The sequence below is a fragment of the Brevibacterium sp. NPDC056726 genome, from assembly GCF_042790515.1.
GTDB classification, from domain to species: Bacteria; Actinomycetota; Actinomycetes; order Actinomycetales; family Brevibacteriaceae; genus Brevibacterium; species Brevibacterium sanguinis.
The window spans coordinates 83,681-102,323 of sequence record NZ_JBHTYZ010000004.1 but is presented as its reverse complement, the minus strand read 5'-3'; the positions used below and the strand labels follow the sequence as shown (position 1 = coordinate 102,323).

The following is an 18,643-nucleotide window of genomic DNA, read 5'->3' as shown; positions in this document are numbered from 1 at the left end:
GCTGTCCTCCTCTGCGACTCTGCGGCCGATCGTCTCAGGAACACACTCTAACGAACACGCCCGGCCCGCCCTGTGACTAGGATGGAGGCACCGGCAGTCACCACCGCCGCAGCGCGGCGAGAAGGAGCATCGATGACCCCCACCCCCGATCTCGAGTCCGCACTCGAGAAGGCCTCCCGCGCGTACGAGGAGTTCGCCTCGCGCGGCCTCGACCTCGACATCACCCGAGGCAAGCCGAGTCCCGCCCAGCTCGACCTCGCGGTCGACCTGTTCACGCAGGTGACCGGGGACGACTACCGGACACCGGGGGGTGTCGACACGCGCAACTACGGTGGCCTCGACGGGATCATCGAACTCCGGGAGATCTTCGCGCCGCTGCTCAAGGTGCCCGCCGAGCAGCTGCTCGCCGGCGGCAACGCCTCGCTCACCCTCATGGCGCAGGCGCTCACCTTCGCCCTCCTCCACGGCACAGCCGCCGATTCCACCCCGTGGGGGGCGGGCACCCACAAGCTCATCTGCCCGGTCCCCGGCTACGACCGCCATTTCACTCTCGCCGAATCCCTCGGCTTCGAGCTGCTGAGCATTCCGATGGACGATGAGGGCCCCGACCTCGACGCGGCGCAGCGCCTCGCCGCGGACCCGACCGTCAAGGGCATGTGGCTCGTGCCGATGTACTCGAACCCGACGGGGATCACCATCACTCCCGACCGGGCCGCCGCGCTGGCGGCGATGCCCGCTGCCGCCCCGGACTTCACGCTGCTCTGGGACAACGCGTACGCCCTTCACCACCTCCGCGACGAACACCCGGAGACGATCGACATCCTCTCCCTCTGCGCGGCCGCCGGCCATCCCGAACGCCCCTGGATCTTCGCCTCGACCTCGAAGATCACCCATGCCGGTTCCGGAGTCTCGTTCTTCGCCGGTGGTCCGGAGACCATGCGCTGGTTCACCTCGAACCTCGCGAACATCGCGATCGGGCCCGACAAGGTCAACCAGCTGCGTCACCTGCGCTTCTTCAAGGACAGCCAGGGCGTGATCGACCATATGCGCAAGCACGCGGAGATCATCGCCCCGAAGTTCGACGCGGTGCTCGACGCTCTGGAATCCGGACTCGGCGGAACCGACCTCGCGACGTGGACGAAGCCCGACGGCGGCTACTTCATCACCCTGACCACCCTCGAGGGCACGGCCGATCGGATCGTCAAGCTCGCCGCCGAGGCCGGGGTCAAGCTCACCCCGGCCGGGGCGACGCACCCGTACGGGCTCGACCCGCAGGGCAATGTCATCCGCATCGCTCCGACGATGCCGACCCTGGCCGACGTCGAACTCGCCGCCGAGGGACTCGTCGCCTGCGTCAAGCTCGCCAGCTACGAGAAGCTCCTCGCCGGCTGAGCTCAGGGCCCCGCCGTTCGACGCCGACGGGGCTGCCTGCGCACGATGCGCAGACAGCCCCGTCGGCGTGTGCGGGCTCAGTACTCGTAGAAGCCGCGGCCGGTCTTCCTCCCGAGGAGACCGGCATCGACCATGCGGGAGAGGAGGACCGGAGGCTTCGCGGCGGGATCCCCGGTCTCATCGAAGATGCTCTGAGCCGCGAACAGGCAGGTGTCGAGCCCGACGAGATCGGCGAGGGCGATCGGACCCATCGGGTGGGCGGCCCCGCCGACCATGCCGGCGTCGATGTCCTCCTTCGTCGCCGCCCCCGACTCGAGCATGCGGATCGCCGAGCACAGGTACGGGATGAGGAGGGCGTTGACGATGAACCCGGGCCGGTCCTGGGCCTGCACCGGTGTCTTGCCGAGCACCTGTGACACGAACTCCGTGACGGACTCGGCCACGCCCGGGTCGGTGAGCACCGAGGACACGACCTCGACGAGCGGCTGGACGGGTGCGGGATTGAAGAAGTGGATGCCGAGGACCCGCTCGGGTCGCGAGGTCGCCTGTGCGAAGCGGATGATCGGCATCGACGAGGTGTTCGATGCGAAGATCGCCTCCTCATCGGTGACGACCTCGTCGAGGCGGGCGAAGATCGACTTCTTGATCTCCTCGTTCTCGCTCGCCGCCTCGATGACGAGCTGCCGGTCGGCGAGCTCGGTGATGTCGGTGGTGAATCGCAGCCGCGCCTTGGCCGCCTCGCTCTCGGCGGCCGTGAGCTTGCCCTTCTCCACGGCCCGGGCCAGTGACTTCTCGATCCGCGCCTGACCGGCGGCAGCCGCCTCGTCGCTGACCTCGGAGACGATGACGTCGAGACCGGACTTCGCGAGCACCTCGGCGATGCCGGCTCCCATGAGTCCGCTGCCGATGACAGCGGTGCGGGCGATGACCATGGACTTCCCTTCGTTCTCGGCACCCCGGGCGGGCGCCTCGGTGACTGTCATGAGGCGAGGAACCAGTCCGCGCTGCGGATGGCCTTCATCGCCTCGCGGCGGCGCTCCCCCGGCAGCGTCTGGATGTAGACCTGCCCGTCGAGGTGCGCCACCTCGTGCTGGAGCATCTGCGCGAACACCTCGGTGCCGGAGATCTCGATCGGGTTGTTCTGCGCGTCGACACCGCGCACCCGGGCGAACTCCCACCTCGGGGTGAGGAAGAAGAGCCCCGGCACGGACAGGCAGCCTTCGTCGATGTCGCGCAGCGCACCGCCGAGTTCGACGATCTCGGGGTTGATGACGTACCCGGTGCGCCCGTCGAGGTCGTAGCCGAAGGCCCGCAGCCCCACCCCGATCTGCGGTGCGGCGACGGCTGCCCGCCCCTCGGGCAGGGACGAGTCGACGAGGTCGGCGGCCAGTGCCGCCACGGAGTCGTCGAAGACGGTGATCGGGTCGGCCTTGCTGCGGAGCACGGGGTCACCCCACAGGCGGATGTCCCGCTCAGGCATCGATGACCGCCACGAGATCGCCGCCCTCGAGCTGGGAGACGGAGTCGATCGCGATCCGGGAGATCGGCCCGGCCACGGGCGCGGTGATCGAGGCCTCCATCTTCATCGCCTCGATCGTCGCGATGACATCGCCGGCCTCGACGGTGTCGCCGACGCCGACCTGGAGGGTGACGACACCGGCGAACGGGCTCGAGACGTGCCCCGGCTTCGACGGGTCGGCCTTCTCCGCGGTCTTGACGTCGGACTCGACGGACCGGTCGCGGACCTCGAGCGGACGCAGCTGCCCGTTGAGGGTGAACATCACCGAGCGCATGCCGCGTTCGTCGGTGTCGCCGATCGCGCGCAGGCCGATGAGGAGGTTCTTGCCCTTGGACAGTTCGACGGTCGCCTCCTCACCCGAGGTCAGGCCGTAGAGGTACTCGGCGGTCTCGACGATCGAGAGGTCGCCGAAGCTCGAGCGCATCCGCTCGAACTCCTTCGTCGGGGCGGGGAAGAGCAGTTCGTTGAGCTTCGCCTGCCGCTCGGGCCCGGGGGTCTCAAGCGCCTCCGCGTCCGCCGCAGCGAGCTCCTCGGTGACGGGCTTGTGGGTGCGACCGGCGAGGGCCTTCGTCCGGAAGGGCTCGGGCCAGCCGCCCGGAGGGTCACCGAGGTCGCCGGAGAGGAAGCCGATGACCGAATCCGGGATGTCGAACTTCTCGGGGTTCTCCGCGAACTCGGCCGGGTCGACGCCGGCTCCGACGAGGTGGAGGGCGAGGTCGCCGACGACCTTCGACGAGGGCGTGACCTTGACGAGGTGGCCGAGGATGTCATCGGCGGCCTCGTACATCTTCTCGATCTCCTCGAACCGCTCCCCGAGGCCGAGGGCCACGGCCTGCTGCCGCAGGTTCGAGAGCTGACCGCCGGGGATCTCGTGCCGGTAGACGCGACCCGTCGGCCCGGGCAGACCCGATTCGAAGGGCGCGTAGACCTTGCGCACCGACTCCCAGTAGGGTTCGAGGTCCTCGACGGCGGTGAGGCTGATGCCGGTGTCCCGGTCGGTGTGCTCGAACGCGGCGACGAGGGCGGAGAGGCTCGGCTGGCTCGTCGTGCCGGCCATCGCCGCCGAGGCGGCATCGACGGCGTCGGCCCCGGCGCCGGCCGCGGCGAAGAGGGTCGCGAGCTGACCGCCGGCCGTGTCATGGGTGTGGACGTGGACGGGCAGGTCGAAGTTCTCCCGCAGCGCGGTCACGAGCTTCGCTGCGGCGGCCGGGCGGAGCAGGCCGGCCATGTCCTTGACCGCGAGCACATGCGCTCCGGCCTCGACGATCTGCTCGGCGAGTCGGAGGTAGTAGTCGAGGGTGTAGAGCTCCTCGGCGGGATCGAGGATGTCCGAGGTGTAGCAGAGGGCCACCTCGGCGATCGTCGTGTCCGTGCCGCGCACCGCCTCGATCGCCGGACGCATCTGCTCGATGTCGTTGAGGGCGTCGAAGATGCGGAAGACGTCGATGCCGGTGCGGGCCGCCTCGTCGACGAAGGCATCGGTGACCTGGGTGGGGTACGGCGTGTAGCCGACGGTGTTGCGCCCGCGCAGGAGCATCTGCAGGGCGATGTTCGGCACGGCCTCGCGCAGCTGGGCCAACCGCTCCCACGGATCCTCGCCGAGGAAGCGCAGGGCGACATCGTAGGTCGCCCCGCCCCAGGCTTCGATGCTCAGCAGCTGCGGGGTCATCCGCGCGACATGGCCGGCGACGGCGAGGAGGTCGCGGGTGCGCACCCGGGTGGCGAGAAGGGACTGGTGGGCGTCGCGGAACGTCGTGTCCGTGACCGCCAGGGCCTCCTGCTCGCGCAGGGACCGGGCGAAGGCCTCGGGACCGAGCTCGAGGAGGCGGTCGCGGCTGCCGGGAGGCGGAGCCTGGCCGAGGTCGAGGACGGGCAGCTTGTCGGCCGGGCGCAGGCGCACGGTCGGCTCGCCGTGGGGCCGGTTGACGGTGACGTCGGCGAGGTAGTCGAGGATCTTCGAGCCGCGGTCGGCGCTGACCCGGGCGTCGAGGAGCTGCGGGCGCTCCTCGATGAACGAGGTCGCGAGGTCGCCGGCGACGAACGAGGGGTCCTCGAGCACGGCCTGGAGGAAGCCGATGTTCGAGGACACGCCGCGGATGCGGAACTCCGCGAGGGCGCGGCGGGCGCGGGAGACGGCCTGGGCGAAGTCGCGTCCGCGGCACGTGAGCTTGACGAGCATCGAGTCGAAGTGCGCGCTCACCGAGGCGCCCGCGTGGACGGTGCCGCCGTCGAGGCGGACGCCCGCGCCGCCGGCGGACCGGTAGGCGGTGATCGTGCCGGTGTCGGGCCGGAACGAGTTCGCCGGGTCCTCCGTCGTGATGCGGCACTGCAGGGCAGCGCCCTTGATCCGCATGTCCTCCTGGCGCAGTCCGAGGTCGGCGAGCGTCTCCCCCGCTGCGATGCGCATCTGCGAGGCGACGAGGTCGACGTCGGTGATCTCCTCGGTCACGGTGTGCTCGACCTGGATACGGGGGTTCATCTCGATGAAGACGTGCTTGCCCGCCCGGGGGCCGTCGGTCTCGAGGAGGAACTCGACGGTGCCGGCGTTCTGGTAGCCGAGCGCCTCGGCGAACTTCAGGGCGTCGGAGTGCAGCGCCGCGGCGATCTCGGGGTCGAGGTTGGGCGCCGGAGCGATCTCGATGACCTTCTGGTGGCGGCGCTGGACGGAGCAGTCGCGTTCGAAGAGGTGGATCGCGTTCGCATCGTTGTCGGCCAGGATCTGGACCTCGATGTGGCGCGGGCGCTGCACGGCCTGTTCGATGAAGACCGTGGGGTCGCCGAAGGCGCCTTCGGCTTCGCGCATCGCAGCCTTGAGGGCGTCCTCGAGCTGGTCGGGGTCCGAGACCCGGCGCATGCCGCGGCCACCGCCGCCGGCGACGGCCTTGACGAAGAGGGGGTACTCCATCGCTGAGGCGTCGGCGAGCAGCTGGGCGATGTCCGCCGAGGGACGGGTCGAGTCGAGAACGGGGATGCCTGCTCCGCGGGCTGCCGAGAGCGCCTGGACCTTGTTGCCGGCGAGTTCGAGGACATCGGCCTTGGGGCCGATGAACGTGATGCCGTTCTCTGCGCACGCGCGGGCGAGATCGGGGTTCTCCGAGAGGAAGCCGTACCCGGGGTAGACGGCGTCGGCGCCGGACTCCTTGGCGACGCGGATGATCTCCTCGACGTTGAGGTAGGCACGGACAGGGTGTCCCTCGTCGCCGATCATGTAGGCCTCGTCGGCCTTCATCCGGTGTTCGGAGTTGCGGTCTTCGTAGGGGAAGACAGCAACGGTCGAGGCGCCGAGTTCGTACGCCGCGCGGAACGCGCGGACGGCGATCTCCCCGCGATTGGCCACAAGCACTTTAGAGAACATCCGTGTTTCTCGCTTCTGTATCGGTCGCCGAGCGGCGAACAGTCGACTGGCTGTCGAGAGACCACTCTACTCAGTGACGTGGGCCACTGAATGCAGGGGGTCCCCGATTCGGACACCGCGCTCACCTCGGCGTGGTCGACCCTGCCCGAACGGGGAGGATACGTTACCGTAGGAGGGTGCTTGTCCTCAGTATCAGCAGTCTCAAGGGCGGCGTCGGCAAGACGTCCGTGACCCTCGGTCTCGCGTCGGCCGCGTACAACCGCGGCATCCCGACGCTCGTCGTCGACATGGACCCGCAGGCGGACTCGTCGACGGGACTCGACGTCCCCACCTCGACGCGGGTCGACATCGCCGACGTCCTCGCCGCCCCGAAATCGCAGAAGATCCTCTCCGAGGCGATCATCCCCTCGGGGTGGGTCGGTGACAAGCTGGGGCACCTCGATGTCATCTCCGGCTCGCCGCGGGCCGCGGAGTTCGACCGCCCCTCCCTGTCCGAGCGCTACCTGCGCCGGCTCGAGGATGCGCTCAGCCGGATCGCGAAGGGCTACCGGCTCGTCCTCATCGACTGCCCGCCGAGCCTCAACGGACTCACCCGCACCGCGTGGACGGCGAGCAGCCGGGTGGCGGTCGTCACCGAGCCGAGTCTCTTCTCCGTCGCCGCCGCCGATCGCGCGCTGCGCGCCGCCGACGAGCTGCGCCAACGCGGCACCTCGGACATCCAACCGCTCGGTCTCGTCGTCAACCGCGTGCGCGCCGGTTCCACCGAGCACGACTACCGGATCACGGAGATGCGGGAGATGTTCGGCCCGCTCGTCCTCAATCCTCCGCTCGCCGAACGCGCTGTCATGCAGCAGGCGCAGGGCTCAGCTCGGCCCATCCATTCGTGGCCGGGCAAACCCGCCGAGGAGGTCGCCTCCTCCTTCGACGCCCTCCTCGAGCGCGCCCTGCGCTCGGAGAACATCCGCGGCCGAAAATCGGCTAAGCAGTCCTAGGCTCTCCCTGCCGGAGTGACTCTCCCTGCCGGAGTGCGGCAGAACGACGAAGGGCCCAACCGATCCGGTTGGGCCCTTCGCCATTCCCCCTGAGGTGTGTGCTCAGCCGAGCTTCTGGGCGCGGCGCTGCGCGAGCTCGTCCATCGCGAGGACGGCGGAATCGTCTTCGGGCAGTCGCTCGCTCGGCAGTTCCGAGAGGCTGCCTTCGACTTCGTTCCACACGCGGCCGACGGCGATGCCGAAGACTCCCTGTCCGCCCTGGAGGAGGTCGACGACCTCATCGGGCGAGGTGCATTCGAAGACGCTCGCGCCATCGGACATCAGCGTGATCTGGGAGAGGTCCTCGACGCCGCGTGAGCGCAGGTGGTCGACGGCGGTGCGGATCGACTGCAGCCCGACACCGGTGTCGAGGAGGCGCTTGACGATCTTGAGGACGAGGATGTCGCGGAAGCTGTAGAGCCGCTGGCTGCCGGAGCCGGTGGCATTGCGGATCGAGGGAGTGACGAGGTCGGTGCGTGCCCAGTAGTCGAGGCGCCGGTAGCTGATGCCGACGACCTTGCACACGGTGGGACCGCGGTAGCCGGCCTCTTCGTCGAGGACGGGCAGGTCGTCGTCGAACAGGAGACCCTGTGCTGCCGACGGCAGTGGCGTCGACTCGACGCTTTCGTGACTTGAGCGGTTCACACCGACTCCTCCTTATAGTCCCTGGGGGAAGCGAGGCCGCTTCGAAGGGTCAGAGAATGGAATCATTCTACCGCTCTTCGCAGCGAACCTACAGTGGGATTCAACAACTCCAAACTATTCTGCCGCGGAGGCCGCGACAAACACCCCAAGGTAACGATTTGCGCGTGTCGCCGTTATGGGAGGAATCGAACACCGGTCCCTGCCTGTGGAGCACTCGGCAGACACGGGCTGTGACCTCGGACGATGGGTCCTCAGCCGGCGTTGGTGTCGTCGGGTTCCTCCGCTGCCTTCTTCGGCTTCGCCGAGGTGAGCAGCTTCGTCTTCACGGTCGAGGCGTAGGTGTCGACGTACTCCTGGCCGCTCAGGCGCATGATCTCGTACATGATCTCATCGGTGATCGACCGCAGCAGGAAGCGGTCGACGGGCAGGCCCTCGTACTTCGAGAAGTCCATCGGCGAGCCGAAGACGACCCCGACGCGTCGGAACTTCGGGATGAGACGGCCGGCGGGCTGGATCTTGTCGGTGCCGATGATCGCGACGGGGATGACGGGGGCACCGGATTCGAGGACGAGGCGGGCGATGCCGGTCCGGCCGCGGTAGAGCTTGCCGTCGGGAGAGCGCGTCCCCTCGGGGTAGATGCCCAGCGAGTTGCCCTCGCGGAGGACCTTGAGCCCGGATTCCAGCGACGCCTGCGACCCGGAGCCGCCGCCGCGGTCCATCGGCAGCTGGTTGTTGAGTTTGAAGAACCACCGCGTCGCCGCGCCCTTGATGCCGCGTCCGGTGAAGTAGTCCTTCTTCGCGAGGTAGACGACGGGGCGGGGGGCGAGCAGCGGAACGAAGATCGAATCCATGAAGTGCATGTGGTTGCCGGCGATGATCGCCGGGCCGTCCTGCGGCAGGTTGTCCAAACCGCGCACCCACGGACGGAAGAGGATCCGCAGGATGGGTCCGGCCAGGACCCGTTTGAGAAACCAGTAGAACACGCGCACCCTTCCATGTCACGACGCTTGAACGTCCCCGGTCATCATATATCCAACTGCACTGTCGAACCGTGCGCCGCCGGCCGACGTGCGATGCTGGTGGAATGGACATCGACTTCACCCCCTCTGCCGCACCGCGCGCCGCGTACTCGGCGATCGCCCCGACCGCGGACACCGCGGTCCTCTTCCTCCACGGCATCACCGGCTCACCGGCGGCCTGGCAGCCGATCGCGCGCGCCCTGGCAGCCGACGACCTCAGCGTCTCCGTTCCCCTCCTCCCCGGCCACGGCGGCACGTGGCGGGAACTCGCGGCGACGACGTGGGCGGACTGGCTGACCGCCGCCGAGGCGGAGCTGCGTGAGCTCCAGGCCCGCCACACCCGGGTCGTCGTCGCCGGACTCTCGATGGGCGGGGCACTCACCCTGGCACTGGCGACGGGTGCGAACCCACCGGATGAGATCGTCCTCGTCAACCCCGGTCTCCACATCGACTCCCCGCTCACTCCCCTGCTGCCCGTGCTCAGGCACGTCGTCCCCTTCGTCCCGGCGATCGGCAACGACATCGCCCATCCCGACCGGGACGAGTTCGCCGGCGACCGGACACCTGTGGCCGCGGTCGCCTCGTTCGCCGCGGCCCTCACCGACCTCCGGGAGAACCTCTGGCAGGTGGGAACGCCGACGACGGTGCTCGTGTCCGGTCAGGACAGCGTCGTCGGACCGCGGAGTCTGCGGGTGCTCCGGTCCCGCCTCGGCGTGCGCCCCGACATCGTGCCGCTGCGGCGCAGTCGACACGTGGCGACCCTCGACTACGATGCCGACGTCATCGCCGAGGCGGTCGCCGCCGCCGCACACCGCACGCCTGCTCCGCGCACGGCCGGGGCCCCGCGGTCGGGGACGGATTCGCCCGCGCCGGGAATATCGCGCAAGCGGTGATTGCTGATGAATGACATGAGCGACGACGAGACCGAGGACTGGCGCCGGCAGGTGCCGGAATCCGAGACGATCGGCGACTCCTCCCGGGTCAGCGACAGCCACTGGGAGGATGTCGTGGCCCGGCTCTCCGAACCGGATGCGCCGATGAGCGAGATGCCCGTCGAGGAGATCCGGGAGCGGCTGGCCGACGCCGAGCACTGGGAGCCCGAGCCGGCGGCCCCGATCGGGTGGCGCACGGCTCCCCCGACGCTCATGCTCTCCGTCGTCGCGACCTTCGGAGCCGTCGTCCTCCTCATCATCGGCGCGGTCCTCTTCCGTCCGCTGCCCCAATGGTTCCTCCTCGTCGGACTCGCCGTCGGCATCGGCGGTGCGATCGGGCTGTTCTTCCACCTGCCCAAGCAGTCGCGCACCGAGGGCGGCGACAGCGGAGCCTCGGTGTGAGCGCGTGTCAGGGGCGCCTGGCACACTGGCGACCATGACGTCTCCCGCCACTCCCTTCGATCGGGCGCCGACCCGTCTCGAGCACACGCAGCTGAGCCTCGAGGACATCGGCACCCCGCTTTACGACGTCACGTTCGTCGTCGTCGACCTCGAGACGACGGGCACGCACGCGGGAACGGCGGAGATCACCGAGATCGGTGCGGTCAAGCTGCGCGCCGGGGAGGTCATCGGGGAGTTCCAGACCCTCGTCAAGCCCGAGCACTCCGTCATCACCCCGTTCGTCTCCCGGCTCACCGGCATCACCCACGCCATGGTCGATGACGCCCCGACGATCCGCTCGGTGCTTCCGAGCTTCCTCGAATTCGCCGCCGGCACCGTGCTCGTCGCCCACAACGCCCCCTTCGACATCGGCTTCCTCCGCTCCGCATGCGACCGCCTCGACTACCACTGGCCGAATCCCCAGGTGCTCGACACGGTGACGCTCTCGCGCCGCGTGCTCGGTCGCGACGAGGTCCGCAACCACAAACTCGGCACGCTCGCCGCCCACTTCGGCACCGCGGTCGAACCCGACCACCGCGCGCTGTCGGACGCTCGGGCGACCGGCGAGGTGCTCCACCGCCTCCTCGAGCGGTTCGGGAGCTTCGGCATCACCACCCTCGAAGAGCTCGCGACGGTCCGCCAGGCCGGGTGGGCGCGACGCCAGGCCAAAGCGCATCTCGCCAAGGGCGTGCCGGCCGAACCCGGCGTCTACATGTTCGTCGACGGCACCCGCCGCGTCCTCTACATCGGCAAATCCGGCAATATGGCCCGGCGCGTGCGCGGCTACTTCAACGCCTCGGAGAATCGGGGGCGGATGGCCGAGATGATCACCGCGGCGCAGGAGGTCACCGCCCTGCCCTGCGCGCACGTCCTCGAGGCGGAGGTGCGCGAGGTCCGGCTCATCGGCGAACTCGCCCCGCCGTACAACCGGCGGTCGAAGAACCCCGAGCGCAACGCCTGGGTCGTCCTCAGCGGCGAGGCCTACCCGAGGCTCTCCGTCGCCCGCTCCCGCTCGGCACTTGAGCGCTCACCGGCTCCGCCGCTGGGCCCGTTCCGGTCCCGGAAGCGGGCTCAGGCGGTCAAGGAGCTCCTCGAGACCCTCTACCCCGTCAAACGGTGCACCGCGAAGGTGAGTCCGGCGACGCTGGCAGCCCACCGGGCGTGCGTGAGCGCCCAGGTCGGACAGTGCGGGGGTCCCTGCGCCGGGGTCACCGATCCGGGCGCGTACCGGACGGCCATCGCCGGGCTCATCGGCGCGCTGTCAGGAGACTTCACCTCGCTGCACGAGCACAGCCGGGAGCGGATGGCGCGGCTGGCCGGTGAGGCCCGCTACGAGACTGCCGCCGAGGTCCGCGACGGCATGCGGGCGGCACTGTCGACAGCCGCCCGCGCGGAGACCGTGGTACGCCTGGCCGCCGTCGAGGAGATCCAGGCGTGGGCTCCGGGCGGCGAGGGCGGAATCGACCTCGCTGTCATCCGCCGCGGTCGGCTCGCCGCGGCCGGTCACCGGTCGACGCCGAGCGGCCTCGACGCGGCGTTCGCAGCACTCGCGGCGACCGCGGAGTGGGTGCCGGCCCCGGGCCTGTTCCCCTCCCCCGGTGATCCGCTGCCCGAGGAGACGCGGATGCTCGCCCACTGGCTGGAGACGGCCGTGCCGTGGTCGGTGACCGGGGAGTGGGCGCTGCCGCGGGAGGGCGCGGTCTTCCACGCCCGGGCCTCAGGCGCCGTTCGCCTCGGCGATGCGTCGTGAGACCGTGACGAGCTGATCGAGCTTCTGGGCCCCGAGCCCGGCGTCGACGGTGTCCTCGACGATGCGCAGCTTCGCGGCGAGGCGTTCGGTGAACGACCCGACAGCGGCCTCGTCGGCGGCGACGAGCGCAGCGGCGGCGTTGATGAGGACGATGTCGCGCACCGGTGACTTCTCACCGGCGAGCACCGACCGGGTGATCGCGGCGTTCTCGAGCGGTCCGCCGCCGCGCAGGTCGTCCTTCGTCACCCGTTCGAACCCGAGGTCGAGGGCATCGAACGTCGTGTGCTCGACCTCGCCGTGGCGGACCTCCCAGACGTCGTTGACGTCGGTGTTGCTCAGTTCGTCGAGACCGTCCCGGGAGCGGAAGACGACCGCCTGGTGACCGCGTTTGGCGAGGGTGCCGACGACGAGCGGGGCCATCTGCGCATCGGCGACGCCGATCGCGGTGTGCCGGGCGCGGGCCGGGTTCGTCAGCGGACCGAGGATGTTGAACGCCGTCGGCACGCTGATCTGGCGCCGCACGGCGGCGACGAACTGCATCGACGGGTGGAAGACGTTGGCGAAGCAGAACGCCAGCCCCACCTCGGCGGCGACGATGCCCGTCTGCTCGGGCGTGATGTCGAACCGGACGCCGAGGGCCTCGAGGACGTCGGCCGACCCCGACGCCGAGGAGGTCGCCCGGTTGCCGTGCTTGACGACCCGCTGCCCGGTGGCGGAGATGATCATCGCCGCGGTCGAGGAGATGTTCGCCGTCTTCGCCCGGTCACCACCGGTGCCGACGATGTCGACGGAGTCCTCGAGACCGGGCAGGGGCACGGCGTGCTCCATCATCGCCGCGACGAGACCGGCGATCTCCGCAACCGTCTCGCCCTTCGTGTGGTGCGCGGCGAGGAATGCGGCCATCGTCACATCGGGAGTCTGGCCGGACATGATCTGATCCATCGCCCACGAGGCCTGGGCCTCGGTGAGGTCCTGACCGTGCATGAGGGTCATGAGCAGGTCGGGCCAGTTCGCAGTGACGTCCGCACCTGTCGATTCGGTCCCGGTGACCGTGGTCGCCGGGGCTGTCGTGCGCGGGTGATCCGTCATTGCTCAGTGCTCTCCATCTGGGGGCGCGTGCACCGCCTCCGAACAGGAGGCGGACCTTACCTGCGGCATCCTATCGCGTCTTCGACACGCGGGGTGGAGATCACAGAATCACGAGATTGGGGCACCAATCCGGGGATTTCGCTACACCGTGTAGAAATTTCTCCTCCGAAACCTGGGTAAAAGGTGAAAACTCACCCCGAGACGGGTAATAATGGTGGGGTGTCAACTGCCACTGCATCCCAGACAGCGCCAGCGCATCCGGTAGTCAATCGCCCGAATGTGACCACGGTGGGCTTCATCGTGTTCCTCGCGAGCGACCTGATGTTCTTTGCCGCGCTCTTCGCCATGTACTTCACCATCCGATCCGTCGTCCCGGGTCTGTGGGAGACGCAGACCGAGCTGCTGAACGTCCCGTTCGCGCTCGGCAACACCATCATCCTGGTGTCGTCGTCCTTCACCTGTCAGATGGGCGTGTTCGCGGCTGAGCGGTTCCGGCCCCGCCGGACCGGAGGGCTGTTCAACATCGCCAAGTGGGGCATGATCGAGTGGTTCTACCTCACGTTCCTCCTCGGCGCGGTCTTCGTCTCGGGTCAGGTCATGGAGTACGCGGAGCTCGTGCGCGAGGGTCTGTCGATCGACACCGACGGATACGGTTCGGTCTTCTACCTGACCACCGGCTTCCACGGCCTCCACGTCACCATCGGACTCATCTGCTTCCTGCTCGTCATCGGACGCGCCTACGGGGCGAAGAAGTTCGGCCACCACGAAGCCACATTCGCGATCTGCGTGTCCTACTACTGGCACTTCGTCGATGTCGTCTGGATCGGCCTCTTCGGCGTCATCTACCTCCTCCAGTAGTCCACCGCCGACACGGTCACCCGGACATCAGAAACTTCAAGCAAAGGACTTTCCCGTGAAGCTTTTAGCAGATCGCCGCAGGCACCCGATGGCACTCGTCGTGCTGCTCCTCGTGGGCCTGCTGCTGACCGGCGGAGCGTATGCTCTCTTCACTCAGACCTCGAGCGCCAAGGCACAGACCGCCAGCGCCTCTGACATCGAAGAGGGCCAGAAGCTCTTCGCCGCGAACTGCGCAACGTGCCACGGCCTCAATGCCGAGGGCACGAAGGCCGGCCCCGGTCTCATCGGCGTCGGCGCGGCGGCCGTCGACTTCCAGGTCGGCACCGGTCGCATGCCCCTGCAGGCCAACGGCCCGCAGGCCCCCGTCAAGGAACCCCAGTTCGATGAGGAGCAGACCGGGCAGCTGGCAGCGTACGTCGCTTCTCTGGGACCGGGACCGGCGATCCCCGAAGCCCAGTACATCGATCCCGAGAAGGGCGACCCCGCCGTCGGCGGCGGCCTCTTCCGGACCAACTGCGCGATGTGCCACAACGTCGTCGGGGCCGGTGGCGCGCTGACCCGGGGCAAGTACGCCCCGAACCTCCAGGATGTCTCGCCCAAGCACCTCTACGAGGCGATGCAGACCGGACCGCAGAACATGCCCATCTTCAACGACGCGAACCTCACTCCCGAGGACAAGCGGGACATCATCTCCTACGTCCGGGAAGTCTCTGAGAACCCGTCCCCCGGCGGCTTCAAGCTCGGTTCGCTCGGACCAGTGGCCGAGGGCCTCTTCATCTGGTTCTTCGGACTCGCAGCAGTCATCGGTCTGACCGTATGGCTCTCATCGAGAGCGAAATGAGCACAGCGTTGTTGACCACATTCCATTACGAGATTAGACGGGGAAATATTCGATGACCTCGAAAGAGCACTCCGGCGGCGGCAGCCAGCTCGAGGAGTTGAACGGGTTCACCAACCCGGGCCTGCCCGAACACAAGCCGCGTCTGTCCGACTCGGACCCCCGCGCCCAGAAGGTCGCGGAGCGTCAGGTCGCCTTCTGGTTCATGCTGTCGATGGTCGGCACGATCTGGTTCATCGTCGCGTACTTCCTCTTCCCCCTGGGTGAGGAGATGCAGAGCATCCGCATCGCCAACATGATGGTCGGCCTCGGTGCCGCCCTGGCGATGTTCTCCCTCGGCGCCGGCGCGGTGCTGTGGGCGAAGAACCTCATGAGCGATCACGAGGGCATCGACGAACGTCACGACATCAGCGGCAGCGAAGAGGATCAGGCGATCGCGCTCGAGATCCTCCACCAGGCCAAGGAGGAGTCGGGCATCGCCCGTCGCCCGCTCCTGCGCAACACGCTCATCGCAGCGCTGGCGATCGCTCCCCTGCCCGCGATCCTCGTCTTCCGCGACCTCGGTCCGCTGCCCGGAGACGCCCTGTTCAAGACCCTGTGGGGCGAGGGCGTGAGGCTCATCCGCGATCCGGGCGGCATTCCCAGCCCCGATTCGGAGCGCCCTATCAAGGCCGAGGACGTCACGATCGGCTCCGCCTACCACGTGCTGCCCTCCGGCATCGGCGACGAGTCCAACGCCGGTCACGCGCTCGACGAGAAGGCGAAGGCCGCCGTTCTCCTCATGCGCATCGACCCCAAGGAGCTCAAAGAGGATCCGGCACGCGCCGACTGGTCGCACGACGGCATCGTCGCGTACTCGAAGATCTGCACCCATGTCGGCTGCCCGGTGGCCCTCTACGAGCACCAGACCCACCATCTGCTCTGCCCGTGCCACCAGTCGACGTTCGACGTGACCGAGCACTGCAAGGTCATCTTCGGCCCGGCGAAGCGCCCGCTGCCGCAGCTGCCCATCCGGGTGGACAGCGAAGGCTACCTGGTCGCGCAGTCGGACTTCCCTGAGCCTGTCGGACCTACGTTCTGGGAGATCAATCACCCATGAGTACTACACAGCCCACAACAACCGTCGGGAAGCTGACGAACTTCACCGAACAGCGCGTCGGGGCCTCCGTCCTCGTCCGCGAGTTCGGGCGCAAGATCTTCCCGTCGCACTGGTCCTTCATGCTCGGCGAGGTCGCCCTCTACAGCTTCGTCATCGTCGTCCTCTCGGGCACGTTCCTCACGTTCTTCTTCCAGCCCGCGATGGGCGAGCTCCACTACGAGGGACCCTGGGTGCCGCTGCGCGGCGTCCAGATCTCCGAGGCCTATGATTCGACGCTGGCGATCTCCTTCGAGATCCGCGGCGGGCTCTTCATCCGCCAGATGCACCACTGGGGCGCCCTGCTCTTCGTTGCGGCACTGAGCCTCCACATGCTGCGCGTGTTCTTCACGGGTGCCTTCCGCAAGCCGCGCGAGCTCAACTGGGTCGTCGGCGTGCTGCTCCTCATCCTCGCGATGGCAGCCGGCTTCACCGGCTACTCGCTGCCGGACGACCTGCTCTCGGGCAACGGCCTGCGCATCATCGACGGCATCCTCAAGTCGCTGCCGCTCGTCGGCACCTACATCTCGTTCTTCCTCTTCGGCGGCGAGTTCCCGGGTGTCGACATCGTGTCGCGACTGTACTCGCTGCACATCATGATCGTCCCGGCGCTGCTCATTGCGCTCATCGGCATCCACCTCATCTTCGTCGTCGTCCACAAGCACACGCAGTGGCCCGGCGCCGGACACACCGAGAAGAACGTCGTCGGCGAACCCGTCCTCCCGACGTTCGCTGCGAAGGGCGGAGGATTCTTCTTCCTCATCTTCGGTCTCATCTCCGTCATCTCGGCACTGTTCACGATCAACCCGATCTGGAACTACGGACCGTACGACCCCTCCCCCGTCTCCGCCGGCACGCAGCCGGACTGGTACATCGGCTGGGCCGACGGATTCCTCCGCATCGTGCCGGGCTGGTTCGAGTTCTACATCGCCGGCTGGCCGATCTCGTTCAACATCAACAGCGCCGTGCTCGTCATGGGCGGTGTGTTCGCCGCGATGTTCGTCTACCCGTTCTTCGAGGCCTGGCTGCTCAAGGACAACCGCGAGCACCACATCCTCGACCGTCCGCGCAACAACCCCACACGCACCGCCATCGGTGTCGCAGGCATCATCTTCTACTGCAACATGTGGGCTGCTGCGTCGGGTGACATCATCGCCGTGTTCTTCCACATGTCGCTCAACGACATGATCTACATCTTCCGCGCGCTCTTCTTCATCGGCCCGGTCATCGGCTACATCGTGACCAAGCGCATGTGCCTCGCACTGCAGCGCAAGGACCGTGAGGTCGCTCTGCACGGTCGGGAGACGGCGAACATCATCCGCCTCCCCCACGGCGAATTCCTCGAGCGTCACGAGGCGCTCCCGCCGAACAAGCTGTGGAAGCTCACCGCGTTCGAATCGCCGCACTACATCCCGCCGCAGCCGAACGCCGAGGGCAAGGTGACCAAGCTCGAGAAGTTCCGCGCCCGCCTGTCGAAGTTCTTCTTCGAAGATCGTGTGGCACCGGTGACGAAGACCGAGCTCGAGGCCTCGCACCACGACCACGGAGCGGTCGAAGGCGCGGATCAGAAGTCGATCAGCCACTGATCGTCACGGTTCGGACTCCGGTGAGAGTCGGATCCTGACCCGCTGACTTTCGTCGGACCCGAGAGGGCCCAGCACATCGCGTGCTGGGCCCTCTTGCGTACCCGCCCACCGTCCCCGCTCCCCCGGCTTCACAGCCTCGAGAACACCCTGCCGATGGGTGCACCTGGCGTTCGGCTGATCGACGGCGTCCGCGATCTCCCCGCGCTCATCTCCCCGCGCTCATCTCTCCTGTCCTGCGCAAACCTTCACGGTGTAACTCAGGCTGCCGAACAGCCTGGCGGCCCCTCAATCAACAGGTCGCGTGAAAATGTGGTCCCCAAAGGCGAGATATTCACGCCAAGTGTTGAATGAGCGGCCGGTCATTCGCCGAAGCGGTGACAAACGCGCTCAGTGTTGAACGAGCGGGGCGATCTCGGCGCGGAGTGCGGCCGGCGCGTTCCTTCGGGGAGGTGCACCCCGCGGCTGAACAACCACGAGGCCGCGTTGCCGGCGAGACCACTCCCCTGATCACGATGAACTTCCTCGGCGGCGAGGCCACTCCCCGGCCCCGACGGACCCCCTCGTCGACGCGAAGGAACCGGTGGGCTAGGACTCTCTCAACGGTACTGCTGAGGACGCCGCTTTCCAGGTTGTGGTGGTTCGTTGACGACGGTGGAGGGTGTTCGCTGTCCTCGGGCCGAGATCGCTTGACGCATCCGTGGCGCGTCCCCCCCCCCACCTGCGGGTTGCCGAGGCGGGAACGATCGCTCCAACGGAGAGAGCACCTGTTGCCGACGACGCTCGTGAGGTCCCGTGGTCCTCGACGTGGTCGACCATGTCGGTGGAGTCAATGACGGCCGAAAACTGACCCCGCAGCGACGGATCCGTGCGACCGCCTCGGCGCAGGGTCAGCTCAGCAGACGCGGCGACCGCACCGCTTTCGACCAACGCGCCTCCGACCGCCGCGTCGACGACTACGGCGACCACCGTGCCGACCACTACGCGGAGCACGATGTTCCCCGCCCTGGACGGGTAGGAGAAGACGCTCCGGCGGCGGCGTGAGCAGCTGCAGGT

The 18,643-nt window shown here is 68.2% G+C and carries 16 protein-coding genes; 10 read left to right on the top strand and 6 right to left on the bottom strand.

Going from position 1 to position 18,643, the window contains the following annotated elements; all coding sequences use genetic code 11:
• Window positions 1–132: 132 nt before the first annotated feature.
• Entirely contained in the window at window positions 133–1,392 is a 1,260-nt protein-coding gene (locus tag ACFQ91_RS09375) for an aminotransferase class I/II-fold pyridoxal phosphate-dependent enzyme (RefSeq protein ID WP_198498755.1), read from the top strand.
• A gap of 77 nt (window positions 1,393–1,469) precedes the next feature.
• Here the strand turns inward: ACFQ91_RS09375 and ACFQ91_RS09370 are convergent, their stop codons facing one another.
• The 3 genes from ACFQ91_RS09370 to ACFQ91_RS09360 are packed head-to-tail and all read right to left on the bottom strand — an operon-like array spanning window position 1,470 to window position 6,266.
• Entirely contained in the window at window positions 1,470–2,375 is a 906-nt protein-coding gene (locus ACFQ91_RS09370; protein WP_269780022.1) for a 3-hydroxybutyryl-CoA dehydrogenase, read from the bottom strand.
• Window positions 2,372–2,872 (bottom strand): peptide deformylase, encoded by a 501-nt coding sequence (locus ACFQ91_RS09365; RefSeq protein WP_198498754.1) that lies wholly within the window; start codon window positions 2,870–2,872, stop codon window positions 2,372–2,374. Before ACFQ91_RS09365 ends, ACFQ91_RS09370 begins: the two co-directional genes overlap by 4 nt.
• Window positions 2,865–6,266 (bottom strand): pyruvate carboxylase, encoded by a 3,402-nt coding sequence (locus ACFQ91_RS09360; RefSeq protein ID WP_198498753.1) that lies wholly within the window; start codon window positions 6,264–6,266, stop codon window positions 2,865–2,867. The genes ACFQ91_RS09365 and ACFQ91_RS09360 overlap by 8 nt, the downstream gene beginning before the upstream one ends.
• A 176-nt stretch (window positions 6,267–6,442) precedes the next feature.
• Here ACFQ91_RS09360 and ACFQ91_RS09355 point away from each other — a divergent pair, with 176 nt between their 5' ends.
• Window positions 6,443–7,258: a ParA family protein gene (locus tag ACFQ91_RS09355; RefSeq protein WP_137826149.1), complete on the top strand. Its 816-nt coding sequence runs from the start codon at window positions 6,443–6,445 to the stop codon at window positions 7,256–7,258.
• A gap of 102 nt (window positions 7,259–7,360) precedes the next feature.
• Here ACFQ91_RS09355 and ACFQ91_RS09350 read toward each other — a convergent pair whose 3' ends face one another.
• On the bottom strand, window positions 7,361–7,942 hold the full coding sequence (locus ACFQ91_RS09350; RefSeq protein ID WP_137826148.1) for a MerR family transcriptional regulator: 582 nt from the start codon (window positions 7,940–7,942) through the stop codon (window positions 7,361–7,363).
• Between the two features lie 251 nt (window positions 7,943–8,193).
• Entirely contained in the window at window positions 8,194–8,925 is a 732-nt protein-coding gene (locus ACFQ91_RS09345) for a 1-acyl-sn-glycerol-3-phosphate acyltransferase (RefSeq protein WP_198498752.1), read from the bottom strand.
• Window positions 8,926–9,026: 101 nt separating this feature from the next.
• Here ACFQ91_RS09345 and ACFQ91_RS09340 point away from each other — a divergent pair, with 101 nt between their 5' ends.
• The 3 genes from ACFQ91_RS09340 to ACFQ91_RS09330 are packed head-to-tail and all read left to right on the top strand — an operon-like array spanning window position 9,027 to window position 12,084.
• Complete coding sequence (locus ACFQ91_RS09340) at window positions 9,027–9,854, top strand: carboxylesterase (RefSeq protein WP_198498751.1); 828 nt, start codon at window positions 9,027–9,029, stop codon at window positions 9,852–9,854.
• Between the two features lie 15 nt (window positions 9,855–9,869).
• Window positions 9,870–10,295 carry a hypothetical protein gene (locus ACFQ91_RS09335; protein WP_198498750.1) on the top strand — a complete coding sequence of 142 codons (426 nt, stop codon included), beginning with the start codon at window positions 9,870–9,872 and terminating at the stop codon, window positions 10,293–10,295.
• 34 nt (window positions 10,296–10,329) lie between these two features.
• Window positions 10,330–12,084 (top strand): DEDD exonuclease domain-containing protein, encoded by a 1,755-nt coding sequence (locus ACFQ91_RS09330; RefSeq protein ID WP_198498749.1) that lies wholly within the window; start codon window positions 10,330–10,332, stop codon window positions 12,082–12,084.
• On the opposite strand, the gene trpD is transcribed toward ACFQ91_RS09330, so the two are convergent.
• On the bottom strand, window positions 12,052–13,173 hold the full coding sequence (trpD, locus tag ACFQ91_RS09325) for an anthranilate phosphoribosyltransferase (protein WP_198498748.1): 1,122 nt from the start codon (window positions 13,171–13,173) through the stop codon (window positions 12,052–12,054). The genes ACFQ91_RS09330 and trpD overlap by 33 nt on opposite strands.
• Window positions 13,174–13,461: 288 nt before the next feature.
• Between trpD and ACFQ91_RS09320 the strand changes: the two genes are divergently transcribed.
• From ACFQ91_RS09320 to ACFQ91_RS09300, 5 genes are all read left to right on the top strand, one after another.
• Window positions 13,462–14,031, top strand: coding sequence for a heme-copper oxidase subunit III (locus ACFQ91_RS09320; RefSeq protein WP_137826142.1), 570 nt, complete (start codon window positions 13,462–13,464; stop codon window positions 14,029–14,031).
• 55 nt (window positions 14,032–14,086) lie between these two features.
• Window positions 14,087–14,872, top strand: a complete 786-nt coding sequence (locus ACFQ91_RS09315; protein WP_198498747.1) for a c-type cytochrome — start codon at window positions 14,087–14,089, stop codon at window positions 14,870–14,872.
• A 52-nt stretch (window positions 14,873–14,924) separates the two neighbouring features.
• A complete protein-coding gene (locus ACFQ91_RS09310) occupies window positions 14,925–15,968 on the top strand; it encodes a ubiquinol-cytochrome c reductase iron-sulfur subunit (RefSeq protein WP_198498746.1) in 1,044 nt (347 codons plus the stop codon).
• Entirely contained in the window at window positions 15,965–17,590 is a 1,626-nt protein-coding gene (locus tag ACFQ91_RS09305; protein WP_198498745.1) for a cytochrome bc complex cytochrome b subunit, read from the top strand. Before ACFQ91_RS09310 ends, ACFQ91_RS09305 begins: the two co-directional genes overlap by 4 nt.
• Before the next feature lie 792 nt (window positions 17,591–18,382).
• Window positions 18,383–18,631: a hypothetical protein gene (locus ACFQ91_RS09300; RefSeq protein ID WP_198498744.1), complete on the top strand. Its 249-nt coding sequence runs from the start codon at window positions 18,383–18,385 to the stop codon at window positions 18,629–18,631.
• The last annotated feature ends 12 nt before the right edge of the window (window positions 18,632–18,643 follow it).